Genomic DNA, 19,073 nt, shown 5'->3' with positions numbered 1-19,073 from the left:
TACCATGACCCAGAAACTCGTCATCATCGGCAACGGCATGGCGCCAGGGCGCATGCTGGAGCATGTGCTTGAAAAGGCGCCCGGCCTCTATGAGGTCACGATCTTCAACGCCGAACCGCGCGTCAATTACGACCGCATCATGCTGTCGCCGGTCCTCTCCGGCGAGAAGGATTATGAGCAGATCATCATCCACGGCGACGGCTGGTACATCAAGCACGGCATCACCCTGTACAAGGGGCACAAGATCGTCGCCATCGACCGGGTGGCAAAGACCGTCACCTCCGATCATGGCGTGACCGAGAGCTACGACAAGCTTGTCATCGCGACCGGCTCCGTCCCCTTCATCATTCCGGTTCCGGGCAAGGAACTGCGCGGGGTCATCACCTATCGCGACCTCGACGACGTGCAGGCGATGCTGCTTGCCGCCCAATCGCGCGAAAAGGCGATCGTCATCGGCGGCGGCCTGCTCGGTCTCGAAGCGGCGGCGGGCCTTGCCTCCCGCGGCATGGACGTGACCGTTCTGCACGTCATGCCGACACTGATGGAACGCCAGCTCGATCCGGCCGCCGGCTATCTCCTGCAAAGGGCCGTCGAGGAGCGCGGCATCAAGGTCATCACCAAGGCCAATACCAAGGCGATCATCGGTGACGGCAAGGTCGAGGGAATAGAGCTCGACGATGGGCGCGTGATCCCCGCCACGCTCGTCGTCATGGCCGTTGGTATTCGCCCCAATATCGGCCTTGCCAAGGAGGCAGGCATCGCCGTCAACCGCGGCATCGTCGTCGACGACGGCATGCAGACCTCGGACGGCTCCATCATGGCACTCGGCGAATGCGCCGAAGTCGGCGGCATGGTCTATGGCCTCGTCGCTCCGCTTTACGAGATGGCGCGTGTCGCCGCCTCGCATCTGGCCGGTGACGCGAGCGCCGCCTTCGTGCATTCGGATACGCCGACGAAGCTGAAAGTCACGGGCATCGATCTGTTTTCGCTTGGAGACTTCGCCGATGGCGACGACCGCGAAGAGATCGTCCTGCGCGACGCGGCGGCCGGCGTCTACAAGCGGCTGGTGCTGAAGGACAACAAAATCATCGGCACCGTGCTTTACGGCGAGACGGCCGACGGCGCCTGGTTCAACGACCTGAAGAAGAAGGCGACCGATATCTCGCAGATGCGCGAAACCCTGATCTTCGGCCAGGCCTATCAGGGAGGGTCGCCGCTGGACCCTATGGCGGCCGTTGCAGCCTTGCCGGATGATGCGGAAATCTGCGGCTGCAACGGCGTCTGCAAGGGCAAGATCACCTCGACGATCACGGCCAAGGGCCTGACCTCGCTCGACGACGTGCGCGCCCACACCAAGGCTTCGGCCTCCTGCGGCTCCTGCACCGGCCTTGTCGAACAGCTGATGTCGATCACGCTTGGCGACAGCTACAATCCGGCCGCCGTCCAGCCGATGTGCACCTGCACCGAGCTTGGCCATGACGATGTCAGGAGGCTGATAAAAGCCAAGGGGTTGAAGACCATTCCCGCCGTCATGCAGGAACTTGAATGGAAAACCTCCTGCGGCTGCGCCAAGTGCCGTCCCGCCTTGAACTACTACCTCGTCTGCGACTGGCCGGACGAATATGCCGACGACTATCAGTCGCGCTTCATCAATGAGCGCGTTCACGCCAACATCCAGAAGGACGGCACCTATTCCGTCGTGCCGCGCATGTGGGGCGGCGTCACCAGCTCGGGCGAGCTGCGCGCGATTGCCGATGTCGTCGACAAGTTCGAAATCCCGATGGTGAAGGTGACCGGCGGGCAGCGCATCGACCTGCTCGGCGTGCAGAAGGAGGATCTGCCCGCCGTCTGGGCCGATCTCGGCAAAGCCGGCTTCATCTCAGGGCAAGCCTATGCCAAGGGCCTGCGCACGGTGAAGACCTGCGTCGGCTCCGACTGGTGCCGCTTCGGCACGCAGGATTCGACCGGCCTTGGCATCCGCATCGAGAAATTCATGTGGGGCTCGTGGACGCCGGCCAAGCTCAAAATGGCGGTCTCCGGCTGTCCACGCAATTGCGCCGAGGCAACCTGCAAGGACATCGGCGTCATCTGCGTCGACAGCGGCTTCGAAATCCATTTCGCCGGTGCGGCCGGTCTCGACATCAAGGGCACGGAGGTTCTGGGTCTCGTCAAGACGGAGGACGAGGCACTCGAGCATATCGTGGCGCTGACGCAAATGTACCGCGAGCAGGGCCGCTATCTCGAACGCATCTATAAATGGGCCAAGCGCATCGGCCTTGACGAGATCCGTCGCCAGATCATGCAGGATCAGGAAAAGCGCAAGGCCTATTACGAGCGCTTCGTCTTCAGCCAGACATTCGCGCAAGTCGATCCCTGGTCGGAACGCGTTTCCGGCAAGGACAAGCACGAGTTCAAGCCGATGGCGACCATCGGCTTCCCGCAGGCCGCCGAGTGAGGAGATGGGTATGACGACCTGGCCAAAGGAAAGCTGGCATGCAATCGGCAATATCGCCGACATTCCGCTGCGCGGCGCGCGTTGCGTGAAAACCCCGCAGGGCAAGATTGCGGTATTCCGCACGGCCGAAAACGAGGTCTTCGCCATCGAGGATCACTGCCCGCACAAAGGCGGCCCGCTCTCCCAGGGCATCGTTCACGGCACGGCCGTGACCTGCCCGCTGCACAACTGGGTGATCTCGCTCGAAACCGGCAAGGCGCTTGGAGCCGATCAGGGCGAGGTGCGAACCATTCCCGTCCGCAACGAAGATGGCGCTCTCTTCATCGCACTCGAAAGCCTGATGATGGCGGCGGAGTGATGGAAGCGGAGGTCAAAACCACCTGCCCCTATTGCGGCGTCGGTTGCGGCGTCATTGCCAGGGTCGATGAAGACGGCAAAGTCTCCGTCAAAGGCGATCTTGACCACCCTTCCAACTTCGGGCGCCTGTGCTCGAAGGGCTCCGCCCTCGCCGAAACGATCGATCTCGACGGTCGCCTGCTCCATCCGGAAATTGCCGGCCAAAGGGCAAGCTGGGACGAGGCGCTTGATCTGGTCGCCAAACGCTTCAGCGAGACGATTGCCGAGCATGGGCCTCAATCCGTTGCCTTCTACGTCTCCGGTCAGCTGTTGACGGAGGATTATTACGTCGCCAACAAGCTGATGAAGGGCTTCATCGGCTCGGGCAATATTGATACGAACTCGCGGCTCTGCATGTCGTCTTCGGTCGCCGGCCATCGCCGCGCCTTCGGCTCGGACACGGTGCCCGGCACCTACGAGGATATCGAGCTTGCCGACCTTGTCATCCTCACCGGCTCCAATCTCGCCTGGTGTCATCCGGTCATCTATCAGCGGCTGGCGGCGGCAAAGGCGGCGCGCCCGGCGATGAAGATCGTCGTTATCGACCCACGCCGGACAATGACCTGCGATATCGCCGATCTGCATCTGGCGATCCGGCCGGATGGCGACGTTGCCCTTTTCCTGGGCCTTTTCGAACATCTGATCGCAAGCAACACCATCGACCAGAATTACATTGCCGAACATACAGGCGGCTTTGCCGAGGCTTTTTCTGCCGCCAGCTCCCTGTCGTTTAGCCGCGTGCTTGAACTGACGGGCCTGCCCGCCATGCAGCTGCGCGAATTCTACCGGCTGTTTGCCGCGACCGAGAGGGTCGTCACCTGCTACAGCCAGGGCGTCAACCAATCCTCATCCGGCACCGACAAGGTCAACGCCATCATCAATTGCCATCTCGCCACCGGCCGCATCGGCCGGCCCGGCACGGGACCCTTCTCGCTGACCGGCCAGCCGAATGCCATGGGCGGCCGCGAGGTCGGTGGGCTCGCCAACATGCTTGCCGCACACATGGCGATCGAGAGCGCTGGAGATCGCGACCGGGTGCAGCGCTTCTGGCAATCGCCCCGAATTGCCGCCAAGCCGGGATTGAAAGCAGTCGACATGTTTCGCGCCGTCGCCGACGGCCGCATCAAGGCATTGTGGATCATGGCAACGAACCCGGTCGTCTCCATGCCGGACGCCGATGCCGTCGAGGCGGCCATTAAGGCCTGTCCTTTCGTCGTCGTCTCCGACGTTCTGCGCGAGACCGATACGACGCGGCATGCGCATGTGCTGCTGCCTTCACTGGGCTGGGGTGAAAAGGACGGCACCGTCACCAATTCCGAACGGCGGATCTCCAGGCAGCGCCAGTTTCTGGCAGTGCCCGGCGAGGCCAGACCCGACTGGTGGCAAATGGCGGAGGTTGGTCGCCGCATGGGATTTTCCCAGGCCTTCGCCTTTCGGACAAACGCGGAGATTTTCGCCGAGCACGCCGGCCTCTCCGGCTTCGAAAATGCCGGCAGCCGCGATTTCGACATCGGTGCTCATGAAGCGATCACGACCAAGGACTATGACGCACTCCTACCCTTCCAGTGGCCGCAGCCTGCCGGGTCAGCGCCGAGGGCGACGCGCTTCTTCGCAGATGGCGGGTTTTATCATCCCGATCGCAAGGCGCGCTTTCTCGCCTTAGAACCGCTGGCGAGCGATCGAACCGATAGCCGCTTTCCGCTCACCCTCAATACCGGGCGCGTTCGCGATCACTGGCATACGATGACACGCACCGGCAAGAGCGCGCGGCTTTCGGCCCATATCGCCGAGCCGTTTGCCGAGATCCATCCGCGTGACGCGATCGAGATCGGGGTTACGGAAGCCAGCCTGGTCGAGATCGAAAGCCCGCATGGCAAGGTGATCGTGCGCGCTTTGGTGACGGAGCGGCAGGCGCGCGGCAGCCTGTTCGTGCCGATGCACTGGAACGACAGCTTTGCCGCCAAAGCCCGCATCGACGCCGTGGTCGCCCCGGTCACGGATCCGGTTTCCGGCCAGCCGGCCTCGAAGAATGTCGCGGTCCGCGCCCGGCGCTTCCTGGCATCGCATTATTGCTTCGCAGTCTCCGCCGCAAAGCCACATAACCTCGACAGCGCTTATTGGGCGCTCGCCAAGGCCGATGGCGGCTGGCGGACGGAACTTGCATTCAATTTGGCGCCCGACGACTGGATCGGCTGGTGTCGATCGACATTCGACATACCTGCCGATCTCGAACCGCTCGGCTATGCCGATCAGGCCTCCGGCGATTTGCGCCTTGCCTTCTTCAACGGCGACCGACTACTTGCGGCCCTCTTCGTCGCGCGGCAGCCCGTCGCCGTGGCCCGGAACTGGGCGATCGCCCAGCTTTCGGCATCGCATGGCAATCTCAGCAAGCGGTTTGCTTTGATCGCCGGCAGACCCGGAGCCGATACCATCGACGCCGGCGCGACGGTCTGCTCCTGCTTCAGCGTCGGCGTCAATCAGATCGTCGCCGTCATTCGCGGCGGTTGCCATAGCGTCGAAGCCGTCGGCAAGGAGCTCAATGCCGGAACCAATTGCGGCTCCTGCCGCGCCGAGATCCGCACCATCATCGACGGCTGTCTTGCTGCGGCGGCCGAGTAATCGCCCCGCCCTGAAATCCCGCGAATACGATCATTCGTCACAGACTCCAGTTCCGCCCCAAGCCGCGCGGTGCTAGAACTATCAAAAATAGACGCATGATTTCGCTTTCTTTTATGCTCGGGGGAGGATGGGAGCGGATGGAAGTCGCAGGCCAGAAGGTTCAACTCAGCTACGGCGTCGAGCCCGGCATACGTTTCGCGGTTCTTCTCGACGGCAATGGCGGCTGTCGCGAGATCGGCGCCGCCGGCCTGCAGAACTGGAAGCCGGCGGATGGCATCCTCTGGGTCCATCTCGAGCGTAATCACGATGCCGCGGCAGCATGGGTAATCAGCAGTGGCGGCTTCGATCCGCTCGTTGCCGATGCGCTGCTGGAAGACGAATCCCGCCCGCGCGTGGAGCCGGTTGACGACGGCCTGCTGATCATCCTTCGCGGCGTATGTGCCGCCCCTCCTCAGGATGTCGAGGGAGTGGCGGCGGAGCTGGACCTCGTGCCCTTGCATGCCTGGGTGGACGAGGACCGTGTCGTGACGTTCCGCGACAGCGGGCATTACATCACAGCCCTTCGCGATATCCGCCAGGCGCTGGAAAAGGGCAAGGGGCCGAAGCGCACCGGCGAATTGCTGGCGCTCGTCAGCGACAAGCTTGTGAGGGACCTGGAGCCCGTTCTTGATCAGATGGATGAAGAGGTGGACGAGCTGGATGAGCTGATCTTCCATGGCGAGGCCGCCGAGGTCCGCGAGCGTCTGAAGCTGCTTCGCCGGCGAGCCGTGCAGCTGCGGCGCTATCTTTCACCGCAGCGCGATGCTCTCAATCGCATCGAGCACGACGACGCGCCCTGGCTTACCGACCGCGACAAGCTTCGAATGCGCGAGGTTATCGACAAGCTGATGCGCTGCATCGAATATCTCGACGCGATCCGCGACCGGACGGGTATTCTGCACGACGACCTTTCGACCGTCATCAGCGAACGCATCGCCCGCAATTCAAACCGGCTCGCAGCACTGGCCGCCCTCCTCCTGCCGCCGAGCGTCGTCGCCGGCCTTTTCGGCATGAATGTCGGCGGCATTCCGGGCGTCAACGACACCTGGGCATTCATCATCATCGTCGCCTTGGTCGCCATCACCTCCGTCATTACCCTTTATGTGCTGAAGCGCATCAATTGGCTGTGACCGCGGCGGAACCGGCGATGTCTTTGCGGCGTTCTCCGTCAATTCGCGTGAAAAGGTTGTTCCCATGCGCCGACAGGCATGCCTTCTCGCAATCCTTACCGGGCTTCATGCCGCAATACCCGCCGCGGCAGACGATAGCGGATTTCTAAAACCATTGAACGGCAGCTGGACGGGGACCGGCAAGGTGCTTCGAAAGATAGGCAGCTCGCTGATCGGCGTCTCCTGCTGGTTCAACATCAGTGCACCGGGCGCCTCGATTTCGATGACGGGGAACTGTCGCGGCCTTCTCATCATCAATCGCGCGATCTCGGCCCAGCTCACGGCCCGAGGAACCCAATATTCCGGCACCTATACCGGTCCGTCCGGCGCAACGTCGCAGCTGTCGGGCAGCAGGCAGGGTGATGTCATCAACCTGTCGGTGCGCTGGGCACGCCTCGTCAATGGCGACCGGGATGCCAATATGACCATCGACCGGCAAGGCAGCGGTCAGCTGACGCTGAGGACCGTCGACAAGGATCAGACCTCGGGCAAAGCCATCGTCACCAGTGAAATCAACCTGCGCCGGCAATAGCGGCCGAGATGGCCCGATCCTCTGATCGTCGCGGACATCGATATTGGAAACGCCGGAAGGTGCCAATCCGCCCGAATGCCCGGCTTGCTTGACTTCGTGCGCCCAATATGAGAACATAAAGTGAACAAATGGAGATATCCATGACCAAGGCCGAACAAGTCATCGAACGTGCAATGACCTTTGTCGCTGTCTCGAAGGCACTTCGGGAGCGCGAACAGGAACGGCGCGCCAACTGGACGCGCCGTGTGGAAATCAGCCGGCCGCTACCGCCCCTGCCACGCGCCGTTCAGCTTTCGTTGAAACTCGATAGCTGAAGCGGCAGAGGCGGTAACAGCACTCGGCAGGCTGTGAAGCGCCCGCCTTTTGGCGGGCGCTCTGTTTTCAAGTTTCAAGACTGCATCAGGCCTTGAAGAAGGCCAGCAAGTCCGCATTGATGACATCCGCATGGGTGGTGGCCATGCCGTGCGGGAAGCCCTTGTAAACCTTCAGCGTGCCGTTCTTCAGCAGCTTCGAGGAAAGAAGGGCCGAATCTGCGATCGGCACGATCTGGTCGTCGTCGCCATGCATGACGAGCGTCGGCACTTCGATCTTCTTCAGATCTTCGGTGAAATCGGTTTCCGAGAAGGCCTTGATGCAATCATAATGGGCCTTTGTGCCGCCCATCATGCCCTGACGCCACCAATTGTCGATAATGCCCTGCGACACAACGGCGCCGGGACGGTTGAAGCCATAGAACGGTCCCGCGGGAACATCGCGGAAGAACTGAGCGCGATTGGCTGCAAGTGCCGCACGGAAGCCATCGAAAACTTCCAGCGGCAAGCCGCCGGGGTTCTTCTCGGACTTGACCATGATCGGCGGCACGGCTCCGATCAGCACAGCCTTCGAAACGCGGCCATGACCGCCATACTGCGCCACATAGCGGGCAACTTCGCCGCCGCCCGTGGAATGGCCGACATGGATGGCGCCCTTGAGGTCGAGATGCTCGGTAAGCGCGGCCACGTCGGCGGCGTAGGTATCCATCTCGTTGCCGGTTTCCGTCTGGCTGGAGCGGCCATGGCCGCGACGGTCATGGGCGATGACGCGGTAGCCCTGATGGAGGAAGAAGAGCATCTGGGCGTCCCAATCGTCGGAGCTCAAGGGCCATCCGTGATGGAAGACGATCGGCTGGCCTGTTCCCCAATCCTTGTAGAAGATCTGCGTGCCGTCCTTGGTGGTAATCGTGCTGCTGCTCATTGTGTCCTTACCTTTCGAAGTTGGTTGCTTTGTAGAGGCTTGTGCAGGTTGAGCGAAGGGAGCGACGGCTGCAGCGGCGGCAAGGCCGAGCCCGGCTGTCATAACGCCCCGACGAGTAGCTTGAGGGATCGACTGGCTCATTTCAATCTCCATAAAAAGTTATTATGCGATTTATTATCGCGATAAGCATCTGCATAAAACCTTTCGTTCGTTTTGTCTACCCAAAAAACTGCTCCACAATCATTTATCGCGATAAACAAATGACACAGTGATGACAGCACAAGGACAGGCAAAAGCAAACACTCGCCGTTCCTCGATCTCAGACGGATCAAGGCTTGGCATGTCCTTGCGCATGAAAACTATTGCACCGGCTTGTCAGCGAAATGCGATATCGCGAATTCCGCAACTCTCGCATTCGACTTTCTTGCGTCATCGAGCCAGAAGGGGAAAATCTGCCATTGATGGATCATGCCCGGCCAGATTTCCAGATTCACGCTACCGCCTGCCTGACGCACCTTGTCCGCCAGCCTCGTACTGTCGTCGAGCAGCGCCTCGCGCGAGCCGACCTGGATCAGCAGCGGCGGAAAGCCGGAGAAATTGCCATAGAGCGGCGATATGTCCGGATCGTCGGGGGATCGATCCCGAACGAATGCATTGCGGATGAGGCTCAGCTCGTCCTTGCCCATGAACGGATCCTCGGATGCATTGGCCGCCAGCGAGGCACCCGTTGCCGCAAAATCGGTGACGGGGCTCATTGCGACGACTGCCGCGGGAAGCGCGCCCCTCAGATGGAGCTGGTTGAGGACGATCTCGATAGCCAAGGTTGCGCCGACCGATTCGCCGGCAACGACGATATTGCCAGGCTTGTATCCCGACGTCAGAAGCCAGCGATAGGCGGCAACTGCATCGTCTCTTTGCGCGGGAAAGCTATTTTCCGGTGCGAGGCGATAATCGATCAGCAAGACATCGGCCGACGCCGCCTTGGCGAGCGCGCCGGCGATGTTGATATGCGTTCTGAGCGAGCCGCTGTAAAAGCCGCCGCCATGCAGGTAGAGAATGGCGCGCCGGCCGATCGGATGATGCAATCGCGCCGGCCAGATCAGATCACCATCCACACCATTGGCATCGACGCGCCGTATCTGCACGCGCGACGGATCCGGCGTCGACGCCATGAGCCTCTCGAAACCGGCACGCCGCTGACCAAGATCCGGGCCTGACATGGCATTGCTGTCACGCAATGTGCCGATGAGTTTTTCCACCTGTTCGCTCGAAGCCTTGGTCTGCGGCGCCATCTCGGACGCCTCGGCAGCCGTCGCCGGCGGTATCGAGCAAAGGCCTGCACTGATCAGGATTGTCAGCGCTTTGAGGAAGCGTGACACGCAGTGAAATGATCGGAATTCGTTCATCAAATGAGCCTTTTCCCAGTAAGGCCGGGGACGCTGTCATGATCCCACGGTCGCAGAAAAGCTATTTGTGTCAAGCATGATGGGCGACGTGAAACTGGAATTCCATTCTTCCGCCTGCCCATCACCACCTCGACATGATCAATCGACGATCGCCTCCCTATCGGCGCTCCATTTCATCGAGGTGACAGTGCCGGTGGACAAACCGGTGCTCACCCGGGCTCGTGTCCGGCAGCCGCAAGACGAGCCATGATCGCCTGCCGCGCCGTCCTCGAGCCGGCAAGGCGTGCCTTGGTTCTGGCCAACACCTCGGCGCTGGCCTTCTCGGGTAATCCGGAATGAAACGGCGGCTCCGGCGCATATTCCAGCGACAACTGGATCCCTTCGGCTTCCTCCCGGTCACGCAAGGCGGCAACGATCGTCAGTCCGAAATCGATGCCGGCAGTCACGCCGCCCGCCGTGAAGACATTGCCATCCCGCACGACGCGCCCCGGCGTGGCGATAGCGCCGAAATTCTCGAGGAAATCGCACGCATTCCAATGGGTCGTCGCCTTCTTGCCCTTGAGCAGGCCAGCCGCGCCGAGGACGAGGGAGCCTGTGCATACCGATGTCACGAAGCGGGCTTGGGCTGCCTGCTTCCGGATAAAACTGAGGACCGCGTCATCCTCCAGCAGCGCATTGACGCCGCCGCCGCCAGGCACGCAGATCACATCGAGCGGCGGGCATTCGGCAAAGGTCGTCGTCGGTTGCAGCACCAGCTTCGTTGCCGAAACGATGGGCGAGAGATCCTTCCAGACGAGATGCACCTCGGCATCATCCATGGAGGCGAATACCTCATAGGGTGCGGTCAGATCGAGTTGCTGGACACCTGGAAAGGCAAGCAGGCCGAAGCGAATGGTCATGATATGTCTCCGATGGTTGACTTTTGCGAGCTTATGCGACAACGATCTGGCACATTTGCCAAACCACCGTCATTTCTTGCCAATCATGCGCCGCATCGAAATTCTCGCCTTTGACAATGCGCAGCTGCTTGACATCACCGGCCCGCTGCAGGTTTTCACCAGCGCCAACGAGGCAGCGCTCGAGCTCGATCGGCCGAAACCCTACGAGGCCGTCGTGGTCGCGGAACACACTCAGACCCGAACGAGCTCGGGTCTCGCGCTCATGACCGCGCCGCTTGTCGATACCGATCATCCGCTCGACACATTGATCATCGCCGGCGGCTGGGGTGTCAATAAAGCCTGCGACAATCTCGGCCTGATCGAATGGGTGCGCCGGCGAGCCGCGAGTGCCCGGCGAATAGCCTCCGTCTGCAGCGGCGCCTTTCTGCTTGCGGAAGCCGGTCTTTTGGACGGGCGCCGGGCGGCGACCCATTGGAACCGTTGCGAAGAATTCGCCAAGCGCTTTCCGCATGTGAAGCTCGAGCCCGATCCGATCTTCGTTCAGGACGGGCAGATCTGGAGTTCTGCGGGCGTGACTGCCGGTATCGATCTTTCCCTCGCCTTGGTCGAGGCCGATCTTGGCCGCACCCTGGCGCTTTCAGTTGCCCGCGCACTCGTCGTCTTCCTGAAGCGGCCAGGCGGCCAGGCGCAATTCAGTGCGGCGCTTAGGCTTCAGGACGGTGGCGAACGCTTCGACCGCCTGCACGGCTGGATCATGGACAATCTGCGCGCCGATCTTTCCCTGCCGGCGCTCGCCGGGCAGGCGAATATGAGCGCGCGCAGCTTTTCGCGCCATTATCTGAAAGCAACCGGGCGGACACCGGCGCGAGCCGTCGAAGAAATCCGCATCGAGGCAGCCCGCCACATGCTGCAAGAAGGCCTGACCGTTCATCAGGCGCGCATGCGCTGCGGCTTCAGTTCGGAAGAAACCATGCGGCGTAATTTCATGCGGAAATTCGGCACCACGCCGCAGGCATTTCGCGATCATTTCGCTTGAGGCGAGCCTGCAATGGCGGGTACTTGCTCGCGTCCCGAGCGAGGTGGCCATCGCACAAATATCGTCGCGGCGCTCTTTCCTAGACGCGCGGAGTCGTCATAGGCTGCCGCAACAGGATTCGACACAAGGCTTAAGCAAAATGGCAACGCACCGTTTCGACCCCACCCATTATCACAATGTCATCGGTTCGCTGCCGCCGGCCCTGCATGTCGCCGACGGCGATACGGTTATCACCGAAACGCTCGACGCCGCCGGCTACGACAAGGACGACATCAATCGCATCTCTGGCCCCAATCCGATGAACGGGCCGATCTTCGTCGAGGGCGCGGAGCCGGGCGATTCCCTCAAAGTCGATATCCTGACCATGGTGCCGACGCGCGATACCGGCTTCACCCGCAGCGTGGTCGCGAGCAATGTCGTCGACCCGCACGACGTCCGCTCCCTGCCCGCGAGCGAAAAGGTGATATGGCGGATCGATCGTGAAGCTCTGACAGCGCGGCTGGCCGAACCCGTCGCCGGTCTCGAAAGCCTTACTCTGCCGTTGTCGCCGATGATCGGCTGCTTCGGGGTCGCGCCGTCGCTTGGCCAGGCCATATCGACCGCGACCAGCGGTGAGTTCGGCGGCAATATGGATTATCGCCTGCTCGGGCCGGGCACGACCATCTGGTTTCCGGTATCAGCACCCGGCGCGCTCTTTTTTCTGGGCGACTGTCATGCGGTGCAAGGCGACGGCGAGATCGTCGGTACGGGCATCGAAACCACCTTCGAGGTGACGGTGCGCCTGAGCGTGGAGAAGAAAAAGACGATCGTCTGGCCGCGCGGCGAGACGGTAGAGGATATCTTCACCATCGGCAATGCCCGGCCGCTCGACCAGGCGCTGCAGCATGCCACCAGCGAAATGCTGCGCTGGCTCGGCGCCGATTACGGCCTCGACAAGACGGCGGCGAGCCACCTGCTCGGCCAGGTCGTGCGCTATGATGTCGGCAACATCTTCGATCCTGCCTATACCATGGCCTGCCGCGTCTCGAAATCCTGGCTGAAGCGTCGCTAGGGATTCAGCCTGCATCCTGCGACAGGTCGCGCCGCTGGCGCGACACGTTGCTCTCCTGTCGCTCCCGCGCCATGCGGCTGACGGCGGCGCGCAATTGCGGATGCCGCGACATGAAGAGATTGAAGTCGCGGCGGTCCAGCACGAAGAGCTGACAGAAATCGACGGCGACGACATCGGCCGTGCGGCGTGCGCCCGTCAACAGTGCCATTTCACCAAAGAAGGCGCCGGCGCCGAGCCGGATCTCGTCATCCTCCACCTGCACCTCGACGGCACCGGAGGCGATGAAGAACATGCTGTCGCCGCGATCCCCGATACGAATGACGCGGTCGCCCGGCGAGGCCGATCGTGGCCGGAAGAGCAACAGCAGCTCCTCATGCTCGTTATCATCGAGTTCGGCAAACATCGGGAAGGTTTCGATGAGCTGCTCGATCTCGAGATGGTGCTGGCGATCCCGCTCCTCGCGCTGCTTGTTGATCGCGGTCAATTGACGACGCAGGCCGTCCTGCTTGGCCATGCCGTATTTGTTCGCCAGGAACGGCCAGCGGGCAAAGGTCCACTTCTCCAGCCTCTCCGTGGCGTAGAAGGCCAGCGGATTGAGCGTGATCGAGAGGATCGCGCCGGCAAGAATGAGATCCTGCCCTTCCCGCGTTAGGAGGCCCAGCGAAACGCCAAGCCCGGCCAGAATGAAGGAGAATTCGCCGATCTGCGCAAGACCAGCCGCAACCGCAAAGCCGATGCTGGCGGGATAGCGCAGCAACAGCACGACGCCGAAGGCAATCAGCGACTTGCCCAGCATGATCAGCGCCAGCACGCCGATGATCATCAGCGGTTCGCGGATCAGTACCGACGGATCGAAAAGCATGCCGACGGACACGAAGAACAGCACCGAAAAGGCATTCTGCAATGGCAGGGAGTCGGCTGCTGCCCTGTGGCTGAGATGCGATTCACTCATCACGAGGCCGGCAAAGAAGGCGCCGAGCGCAAAAGATACGCCGAAGATTTCCGCCGCGCCAAAGGCGATGCCGAGCGCGATCGCCAGAACCGACAGCGTGAACAGCTCGCGCGAGCCCGTGCGGGCGACCGAGGTCAAGAGCCAGGGCACGACGCGCGGGCCGATGAAGATCGCAACGGCTGTGAAGGCAGCCACCTTGACGAGGGTCATGCCGATCGTCAGCCAGATCGAGCCGGAAACGGCATGCTCGCCGGCATCCGCATGACCGCCTAAGACACCGGCAAAGGCGGGCAGAAGGACGAGTGCGAGCACCATGGCCAGATCCTCGACGATCAGCCAACCGACGGCGACGCGGCCATTGGTTGAGCTCACGAGGTTGCGCTCTTCTAGCGCCTTCAACAGCACGACGGTACTGGCAACGGCAAGGCTCAAGCCGAAAACCACGCCGGCGCCGACACTCCAGCCCCATAGCGATGTTAACCCGACACCCAGGAGAGTTGCGATTGCGATCTGTCCGATGGCGCCGGGAATGGCGACGCCGCGCACCGCCAAAAGGTCGGCGGCGGAAAAATGCAGGCCGACGCCGAACATCAGCAGGATGACGCCGATCTCAGCCAATTGCGATGCCAGCGAAACGTCGGCGACAAAGCCCGGTGTCGACGAGCCGATAATGACGCCAGCCACCAGATAGCCGACCAGCGGCGGCAGGTGCAGCCTGTCGGCCAGATAGCCGAAAATGGCCGCGAACACGAAGCCCGCGGCAATCAATGCGATCAATGCAACGTCGTGCGGCACGGCGATCCTTCCCGTTTCACGGCGTTAAAGCCTATTCCCTCTGTTGAAGGCTACCTAGCATCGCTTTTGCCGGGCCGTCTACCGGATCGTGTGCAACTCAGGAAAAACATCGCCTTGCCGATACACGGGGCTGGATATCAGCCTCAAGGCAAGGCGAAGTTGCAATTAGAGCTTACTGATCCAGAACGATCTGCAGCTTGACGTCAGTCGGCCGGGCTTCGACCGCACGATCGAAAGCCTTGATCGACTCCTCGAAGGCGAAGGTCTCTGAGATCAACGGCTTCAGATCGACGCGGCCGGACGCGATCAGTGCGATGGAACGCTCATACTGATGGGCATAGCGGAAGATCGTCTCGATGCGGATTTCCTTGGTCGATGCCGTGGAAACATCGAAGCCGACCGGATTGACCGGCAGGCCGACGGCAACGATGACGCCGCCGGGACGCGGCAGCGTCATGACGGTTTCCCAGGCCTTCGGCGAACCCGAGCATTCGAAGACGACATCCGCACCCCAGCCGTCCGTGAGCCGATTGACCTCTTCCACCAGGTCCCTTTCACGAATGTTGACCGGGATGACACCCTGATACTGGACGGCGATATCGAGCTTTGGCTGGGCCAGATCGGCAACGATCGCCCGCGCGCAGCCGCCGGCAAGGGCTGCAACCGCCACCATGATGCCGATCGGGCCGGCACCAAGAACGACGGCGGTGTCGCCGGGCGTTATCCGGGCCTTGGTCGCGGCCTGCATGCCGACAGCGAAGGGCTCGACCATGGCGCCCTCAGCAAAGCTGACATTATCAGGCAGCTTGAAGGTATAATTGGCCGGATGAACGACGAAGGGCGTTAGCACGCCATGGATCGGCGGCGTTGCCCAGAAGGCGACGGCGGGATCGACATTGTACATGCCGAGGCGGCTCGCCTTGGAGTTGGCATCGGGGATGCCGGGCTCCATACAGACCCGGTCGCCAACCTTCAGATGCGTCACGCCGGCGCCGACTTCGACCACCGTGCCGGCAGCCTCGTGGCCGAGCACCATCGGCGCGTTGACGACGAAGGGGCCGATCTTGCCATGCGTATAGTAATGCACGTCGGATCCGCAGACGCCGACGGTATGGATCTTGATCCTGACCTCGCCCGGCCCAACCTCCTGCGGCAGATCGATATCACGGATCGACAGTTCATGCTGACGCTCCAAAACCAGGGCACGCATCTTGCTCATCGCCTCTTCCTCTTTCCAAGCAACCAACGCCCCGCTGACACAGGGACGAAATCTTTATCCGTTATAACGTGTGAGCCGGCGTCACAAAACGATCTTTACGCGATGCCGATGAAGTCCGCATTCTTGCAGTCAACCGCTCATTATTGGCGCCAATATTAGACATTTCTTATTAGTTAGCTCCCTATTGCCAATATTGACTGGAGTTCCATTTCTTGCCTTCTAATAATTAAAGAGAAGGAGGGGCTCATTATGACAGTATATGATTGGACCGGTCAGCGCGCCCGCCGGATGAAGATGTTGCGTGCGGCAAGCTTCGCAATGCTTCTGATCATCCTGATGGCGATACCCGCGATATTGCTGCACTACAACATCATCGAATACCCGCACTGACCACCTCGCAATACATGATCGTTACGCCGCCTTCCTAGCGCCCAGCTTCGGCTTGCGCGAGACGTTATCGCCTGCCCTACGGTCCAGCGGCAGGCAGTCCAGCACGGCAAACAGCGCAATGATGCCCAGCATCACGAAGGCCAAACGAAATTCGATGGCAACGATGCCGCTTGCACCGAGCGGCGCACTGATCGCCTGGCCGATGCGGATGCCGATGGCGCCGACGGCGATACCCATACCCATGGTCAGCTGAAAAACCGTGCTGAACAGCGTATTGGCGCCCGTCATCTGCTGGGGCGGAATATCGGCAAAAGCGATCGTATTCAGCGCAGTGAAATGCATCGACCGGCACATGCCGCCGATGAACAGCACCGGCAAGATAAACCAGAGAGGGGTGTCGGGCGAAAACAGCGCGCAGGCCGCGATGAAGATGGCGTTGAGGATGCCGTTGACGATCAGCACCGGCTTGAAGCCGAAGCGGCGCAGGATGGGCGTCGTCGCCGGCTTCATCGCCAGATTGCCGGCAAAAACGGCTAAGGTCAGCATGCCCGCGTGAAAGGCGCTGAGCCCGAAGCCGACCTGGAACATCAGCGGCAGGAGGAAGGGCACGGCGCCAATGGCCGTGCGGAACAACGACCCGCCGGAAATGGTGATGGCGAAGGTCGGCAGCCTTAGCCCGGAGAGATCGATGAGCGGATGCTCCGTCCGCAGAAAATGAAACACGGCAACGGCAAGCAGGATGAAGCCGGCGATCACATAGGCCCATGCTTGCAGCCATGCGGGATCGGGGCGTCCGATCAGCTCCAACCCATACATCAGGCTCGCCAGGCCGATGCCGCTGATGGCGAAGCCGAGCCAATCGAAAGGGGGACGCGCCGTGCTCTTGGTTTCGGGAATGAGCGTGAGCGAGAAGGCGAAGGCCAGAATGCCGAGCGGCAGATTGAGGAAGAAGATCCAGCGCCAGCTTGCGTGATCGGTGATGAAGCCGCCGAGCGGCGGCCCGAGGATCGGCGCCACCAGCGCCGGCCAGGTGATCGTTGCGATCGCCGAAATCAGCTTATCCTTCGGCGTGTTGTTCAAGACGACCAATCTGCCCACCGGCACCATCATCGCCCCGCCGATGCCCTGCAGAATGCGCATGGCAACGAAGGAACCGACGCCGTTGGCAAAGCCGCACAGGACCGAAGCCAGCGTAAAGATGACGACCGCCGTGGTGAAGACCAGACGGGCGCCGAAGCGATCGCTGATCCAGCCGCTGATGGGAATGAAAACACCAAGCGTCAGCAGATAGGCGCTCATGCCGATATTGAGATCGACCGGGCGGGCACCGAAGGAAACGGCCATCTGCGGCAAGGCGGTCGCGATGACAGTGCCATCCAGGTTTTCCATGAAGAAGGCGCCGGCCACGAGCAGTGCTATCAACAGCGAGCGGGAGCCAGCCTCCCGCGCTTCCTCCCGCTGCCCGGGCCTGGACATGTCATTCATCGATCAGCAACTCCGAATCCTCCTCGCATCCCGCATGCATTTAACCGGTTCGGTAACGTTTACGATAGTCGAAATCGTCCCATCAATCGATTAAGCGATCACGTTTCGCGAGGCGGACGGTGCGCAATTTGATCGGTAAGCCGAGTGCTTTCTCGATCCAAACGCGCTCCGCGCAAAGCGCCTCGGCAGGTTCATGTTGGTGAACAAAGCGATCAATCGGCCGCTAGTAGGCATGCATGCGCAAGACATGCTAGGGTTTTTCGTCGGAAGAATGCCGCAGGAAGAACAACAGGACCGACGCCATAACAATATGGAACAGCCCCAAACCAGCCGAGACACCGGCTTGAAGTCTCGAAATGCAGTGTAAGCTGACGAGTGTCTTCGCGACGGCGCATCAATAAGGAACAAGAGCCGCATAATGAAACATGGCCACGACGCATTGACCATCCCGGCCACGCCGGAGTCGAAACTGATCGTAACGCAATCGCCCTTCGACGCCTTTGTGCGAAAATACGGTACGATCCCGCGGCGCGGCGTCTTCGGTTATTTCGTCCATGAACTCGGCCGACGTATCATCCGCGGCGACTATCCCGTCGGCACGACACTGCCGAACGAACCGGATCTCGTCGAACAGTTCGGCATCAGCCGCACCGTCATTCGCGAAGCGATGAAGTGCCTTGCCGGCAAGGGGCTGGTGGAGATCAAGACCCGCGTCGGCACGCGCGTCAAGGAGCGCGCCAACTGGCATCACCTCGATACGGATGTCATGGTATGGTACTACGAAACAGGCCCGTCGGTCGAAATCATGCGTTCGATCAAGGACTTGCGGCTGGCGCTCGAACCGGAAGCCACGGCGCGCGCGGCTCTGCGCCGCAGCGAGAGCGACATTGCCGCAATGAACTCCGCTTATGCGGAAATGGTTTCCACCATCGGCGACGTCGACAGCAATGCCGACGCCGACCTGCGCTTTCATACGGCGATCTTCGCCGCCACGCACAACATGATCTATTCGCAGCTGATCGACCTGATCGCCGTCGGGATCTACGCCAATCGCACGCTTTCCGGCCAGGAAGACATAGCCGAGGGCCAAAAGCGGGCGCTGCCCCTTCACAAGGCCATCCTCGACGCCATCATCGCGCAGGATACGGACGCTGCAATCAAGGCATCGCGAAATCTGCTGGATGCGTGGCTTGCCCGCGACTACGGCTTCTGAGGCACCGCAACTTGCCCTTGCGGGCTAGGAAGAGTGGACAGTTATCTGATCCATAGGACGATTGCTGCGATAGTGACGACTGCGAGGTAGTTTTCGGCGGTTTTTTCGAAGCGCGTAGCGACCCTGCGGAACTGCTTGAGTCTGGAGAAGCAGCACTCGATCAGGTGGCGCTGGGCGTAGAGAT

The 19,073-nt window shown here is 61.3% G+C and carries 16 protein-coding genes and 1 pseudogene; 10 read left to right on the top strand and 7 right to left on the bottom strand.

Translation table 11 applies throughout. The features are described 5' to 3' along the window. Window positions 1–4 precede the first annotated feature (4 nt). The 6 genes from nirB (at window position 5) to HGP16_RS22480 (ending at window position 7,524) form a co-directional block, all read left to right on the top strand. Window positions 5–2,455: a nitrite reductase large subunit NirB gene (gene nirB / locus HGP16_RS22505; protein WP_168842218.1), complete on the top strand. Its 2,451-nt coding sequence runs from the start codon at window positions 5–7 to the stop codon at window positions 2,453–2,455. Window positions 2,456–2,465: 10 nt separating this feature from the next. After that, window positions 2,466–2,813, top strand: a complete 348-nt coding sequence (gene nirD / locus HGP16_RS22500) for a nitrite reductase small subunit NirD (protein WP_168842217.1) — start codon at window positions 2,466–2,468, stop codon at window positions 2,811–2,813. Next, on the top strand, window positions 2,813–5,470 hold the full coding sequence (locus HGP16_RS22495) for a nitrate reductase (protein WP_168842216.1): 2,658 nt from the start codon (window positions 2,813–2,815) through the stop codon (window positions 5,468–5,470). Before nirD ends, HGP16_RS22495 begins: the two co-directional genes overlap by 1 nt. Before the next feature lie 137 nt (window positions 5,471–5,607). Further along, entirely contained in the window at window positions 5,608–6,639 is a 1,032-nt protein-coding gene (locus tag HGP16_RS22490; RefSeq protein ID WP_168842215.1) for a CorA family divalent cation transporter, read from the top strand. A 64-nt stretch (window positions 6,640–6,703) separates the two neighbouring features. After that, complete coding sequence (locus HGP16_RS22485; protein ID WP_168842214.1) at window positions 6,704–7,210, top strand: hypothetical protein; 507 nt, start codon at window positions 6,704–6,706, stop codon at window positions 7,208–7,210. Between the two features lie 140 nt (window positions 7,211–7,350). After that, window positions 7,351–7,524 carry a hypothetical protein gene (locus HGP16_RS22480; RefSeq protein ID WP_086005378.1) on the top strand — a complete coding sequence of 58 codons (174 nt, stop codon included), beginning with the start codon at window positions 7,351–7,353 and terminating at the stop codon, window positions 7,522–7,524. Between the two features lie 85 nt (window positions 7,525–7,609). Here the strand turns inward: HGP16_RS22480 and HGP16_RS22475 are convergent, their stop codons facing one another. From HGP16_RS22475 to HGP16_RS22465, 3 genes are all read right to left on the bottom strand, one after another. After that, window positions 7,610–8,443, bottom strand: coding sequence for an alpha/beta fold hydrolase (locus HGP16_RS22475; RefSeq protein ID WP_205927553.1), 834 nt, complete (start codon window positions 8,441–8,443; stop codon window positions 7,610–7,612). A 359-nt stretch (window positions 8,444–8,802) separates the two neighbouring features. After that, entirely contained in the window at window positions 8,803–9,735 is a 933-nt protein-coding gene (locus HGP16_RS22470) for an alpha/beta hydrolase (RefSeq protein WP_246703409.1), read from the bottom strand. A gap of 323 nt (window positions 9,736–10,058) precedes the next feature. Beyond that, window positions 10,059–10,748, bottom strand: a complete 690-nt coding sequence (locus HGP16_RS22465; protein WP_168842211.1) for a DJ-1/PfpI family protein — start codon at window positions 10,746–10,748, stop codon at window positions 10,059–10,061. Between the two features lie 85 nt (window positions 10,749–10,833). On the opposite strand from HGP16_RS22465, the gene HGP16_RS22460 reads away from it, so the two are divergent. Continuing rightward, window positions 10,834–11,784, top strand: a complete 951-nt coding sequence (locus HGP16_RS22460; protein WP_168842210.1) for a GlxA family transcriptional regulator — start codon at window positions 10,834–10,836, stop codon at window positions 11,782–11,784. A gap of 139 nt (window positions 11,785–11,923) precedes the next feature. Then, window positions 11,924–12,835 carry an acetamidase/formamidase family protein gene (locus HGP16_RS22455; RefSeq protein WP_168842209.1) on the top strand — a complete coding sequence of 304 codons (912 nt, stop codon included), beginning with the start codon at window positions 11,924–11,926 and terminating at the stop codon, window positions 12,833–12,835. Between the two features lie 4 nt (window positions 12,836–12,839). On the opposite strand, the gene HGP16_RS22450 is transcribed toward HGP16_RS22455, so the two are convergent. Together HGP16_RS22450 and HGP16_RS22445 are read right to left on the bottom strand one after the other, a co-directional pair. Beyond that, window positions 12,840–14,582 carry a cation:proton antiporter gene (locus HGP16_RS22450; protein ID WP_168842208.1) on the bottom strand — a complete coding sequence of 581 codons (1,743 nt, stop codon included), beginning with the start codon at window positions 14,580–14,582 and terminating at the stop codon, window positions 12,840–12,842. A 172-nt stretch (window positions 14,583–14,754) separates the two neighbouring features. After that, on the bottom strand, window positions 14,755–15,801 hold the full coding sequence (locus HGP16_RS22445; RefSeq protein WP_168842207.1) for an NAD(P)-dependent alcohol dehydrogenase: 1,047 nt from the start codon (window positions 15,799–15,801) through the stop codon (window positions 14,755–14,757). A gap of 249 nt (window positions 15,802–16,050) precedes the next feature. Between HGP16_RS22445 and HGP16_RS22440 the strand changes: the two genes are divergently transcribed. After that, window positions 16,051–16,191 carry a hypothetical protein gene (locus HGP16_RS22440; RefSeq protein ID WP_168842206.1) on the top strand — a complete coding sequence of 47 codons (141 nt, stop codon included), beginning with the start codon at window positions 16,051–16,053 and terminating at the stop codon, window positions 16,189–16,191. Window positions 16,192–16,212: 21 nt separating this feature from the next. Here HGP16_RS22440 and HGP16_RS22435 read toward each other — a convergent pair whose 3' ends face one another. Then, window positions 16,213–17,676 (bottom strand): DHA2 family efflux MFS transporter permease subunit, encoded by a 1,464-nt coding sequence (locus tag HGP16_RS22435; RefSeq protein WP_205927552.1) that lies wholly within the window; start codon window positions 17,674–17,676, stop codon window positions 16,213–16,215. Between the two features lie 418 nt (window positions 17,677–18,094). Here HGP16_RS22435 and HGP16_RS22430 point away from each other — a divergent pair, with 418 nt between their 5' ends. Next, window positions 18,095–18,889: a FadR/GntR family transcriptional regulator gene (locus HGP16_RS22430; protein WP_168842205.1), complete on the top strand. Its 795-nt coding sequence runs from the start codon at window positions 18,095–18,097 to the stop codon at window positions 18,887–18,889. 41 nt (window positions 18,890–18,930) lie between these two features. Here HGP16_RS22430 and HGP16_RS22425 read toward each other — a convergent pair. Next, window positions 18,931–19,073 (bottom strand): annotated as a pseudogene (locus tag HGP16_RS22425) (IS5/IS1182 family transposase); the annotation flags it as partial.

Origin of the sequence: Rhizobium sp. P40RR-XXII (genome assembly GCF_012641405.1) — a bacterium.
In the GTDB taxonomy this organism is placed as follows: Bacteria; Pseudomonadota; Alphaproteobacteria; order Rhizobiales; family Rhizobiaceae; genus Rhizobium.
Note: the sequence above shows the minus strand (reverse complement) of the source record. Positions and strands in the feature narration are given on the sequence as shown.